A 2,459-nucleotide genomic window follows, 5' to 3' on the forward strand; every position below is an offset into this window, starting at 1 on the left:
GGGTCCGCGGCGGTGTCGCCGCCGTAGGCGGCGTTGAGCACGTCGATCTGCCGCTGGACGCGTTCGTCGCTGACCTCGCCGCGGCCGTCCTCGGCGGAGATGACGTGCACCACGACCGGGACGGTGTGGGGCGGTTGGAGGTCCTGTCCCCGCAGGGGCACGAGTGCCTCCTGGAGCTGCTGTTCGTACAGGGCCGCCTGACGGGGCGTCACCTCGCTGCCGCCGGGAGGCCGACCGGCCGCGTCGGGGTCGGTGACCCTGGCGGCGCCGGGCAGGCAGGGCTCCAGAGCTTCGGACTCCCCCGGCGCCAGCTGGGCGCGCGGGGAGTCGGTCGCCACGGTGCCGGGCGCCGTGACCGTGACCATCCCGGCCAGGGCGAACCCGCACATCAGCAGTCCGGTGCAGAGCGCGGCTGAGCCGCCGCGAGGGCTGTGTCCACTCATCTCACACAAGGTAATGAAGCGGACACGAAGGGCTTATGGGACATGCGCGAGCTTGCGAAGTGTTTGCCCGTTTCGGGTGGCCTATCGCCCGCCGACGGCCCAGACGCGGATCTTGGCGATCCGTTCGCGGATCTGCGTCGGGGTGGCCTGTGCGACGGGCGGCCCGCCGCAGGCGCGGCGCAGCTCGTTGTGGATCACTCCGTGCGGCTTGCCGGTGCGGTGGTGCCAGGCGCCCACGAGACCGCTCAACTCGCGGCGCAGGTCGGCCAGGACCTGGTGGGTGGGCCCGTCCTCCTCGGCGGGCTCCTCCACCTTGCGGGCCTTGACCTCGCTCGCCTTGAGGTCGGCCTTGCGCTTGCGCAGGAGCTGGGAGACCTGCTGCGGGTCGAGCAGACCGGGCAGGCCCAGGAAGTCCTCCTCCTCCGTGGAGCCCGGCACGCCGCCGTACTCGGCCCCGTCGTAGAGGGCGCGGTCGAACTCCGCCGCCGACTCCATGGTCTCGAAGGGCAGTTCCTCCCCGGCGTCGGGGGTGTCCCGCTTCTTGTTGGCCTCCCGGAGCAGGTCCTCCTCCGGGTACTCGTCGCCCTCCCCAGGGGTCCGGTCGAGCACGTGGTCGCGCTCGCGCTCCATCTCGCCCGCGTACTCCAGCAGGGTGGGCACGGAGGGCAGGAAGACCGAGGCGACCTCGCCGCGCTGGCGCACGCGCACGAAGCGGCCGATGGCCTGGGCGAAGAACAGCGCGGTGCTGGTGGAGGTGGCGTACACGCCCACCATCAGCCGGGGCACGTCCACCCCCTCGGAGACCATGCGCACCGCGACCATCCAGCGGTCGTCGCCCGCGGCGAACCGGGAGATCTTCTTGGAGGCCCCGGGGTCGTCGGACAGGATGACCGTGGCGCCCTTGCCGGTGATCTGGCGCAGGATGCGCGAGTAGGCGCGGGCGTTCTCGTGGTCGCTGGCGATGACCAGGGCCCCCGCGTCGGGGTGGGTCTTGCGGACCTCGGTCAGGCGGCGGTCGGCGGCCTGGAGTACGCGCTTGATCCAGTCGCCCTTGGGGTCCAGCGCGGCCCGCCACGCCTGGGAGAGCGCGTCCTGGGTGAGGGGTTCGCCCAGCCTGGCGGCGAGCTCGTCGCCCGCGCGGGTGCGCCAGCGCATCTCGCCGGAGTAGGCCATGAAGATGACGGGGCGCACGACCCCGTCGGCCAGGGCGGGCCCGTACCCGTAGCTGTAGTCCCAGGAGCAGCGGCGCACCCCGGCGCTGTCCTGGACGTAGTCGACGAAGGGGATGGGGTTGATGTCGGACCGGAAGGGGGTCCCGGTCAGGGAGAGGCGGCGCGCCGCCGGGTCGAAGGCCTCGCGGGCCGCGTCGCCCCAGGACAGGGCGTCCCCGGCGTGGTGGACCTCGTCGAAGATGACGAGGGTCTTGCGCGCCTCGGTCCGGTTGCGGTGCAGCATCGGGTGGGCGGCGACCTGGGCGTAGGTGACGGCCACGCCGACGTACTGGCGGCCCAGGGCGCCCTGGCCGTTGCGGAACTCGGGGTCGATGGCGATGCCGAACCGGGCGGCCGCCTCGGCCCACTGCTTCTTGAGGTGGTCGGTGGGGCACACGATGGTGATGGCGCGCACCGTGTGGCGTTGGAGGAGTTCGCTGGCCAGGGTGAGGGCGAAGGTGGTCTTGCCCGCACCGGGGGTGGCCACGGCGAGGAAGTCCCGCGGTTCCCGGCGGAAGTACTCCTCGAACGCCTCCCGCTGCCATGCGCGGAGGCCTCTGAGCCGGTCCTCCGTCGTGGTCTGCGTCACCGTCATGCTGCGAATCGTCCCCCGTTGCTCACCCCCATGAGGTTAGCGGGCGCCGTGGACCGTTCCGGGAGGCAGGCCAGTGGCGCCGCGCACACGGCGTGTCCCGACCGCCCGGAAGGCCGCCGGTCCCCGCCGGTCGCCTCGTCGTCCACCATCGTCCCGGATTACCCGGAGGCCCCGTCCGTCCCCGCCTCCCCGCCGGAACCGCCCCCGGAC

1 protein-coding gene and 1 pseudogene are annotated in these 2,459 nt (G+C 72.9%); both read right to left on the reverse strand.

The window, feature by feature from the left end; translation table 11 throughout:
- Positions 1 to 443, reverse strand: a pseudogene (locus DQW06_RS27885) (zinc metalloprotease); the annotation flags it as partial.
- Between the two features lie 81 nt (positions 444 to 524).
- Positions 525 to 2,249 carry a DEAD/DEAH box helicase gene (locus DQW06_RS27890; RefSeq protein ID WP_013151431.1) on the reverse strand — a complete coding sequence of 575 codons (1,725 nt, stop codon included), beginning with the start codon at positions 2,247 to 2,249 and terminating at the stop codon, positions 525 to 527.
- Positions 2,250 to 2,459: the final 210 nt, after the last annotated feature.

It is taken from the genome of Nocardiopsis sp. TNDT3 (genome assembly GCF_003427465.1).
In the GTDB taxonomy this organism is placed as follows: Bacteria; Actinomycetota; Actinomycetes; order Streptosporangiales; family Streptosporangiaceae; genus Nocardiopsis; species Nocardiopsis dassonvillei.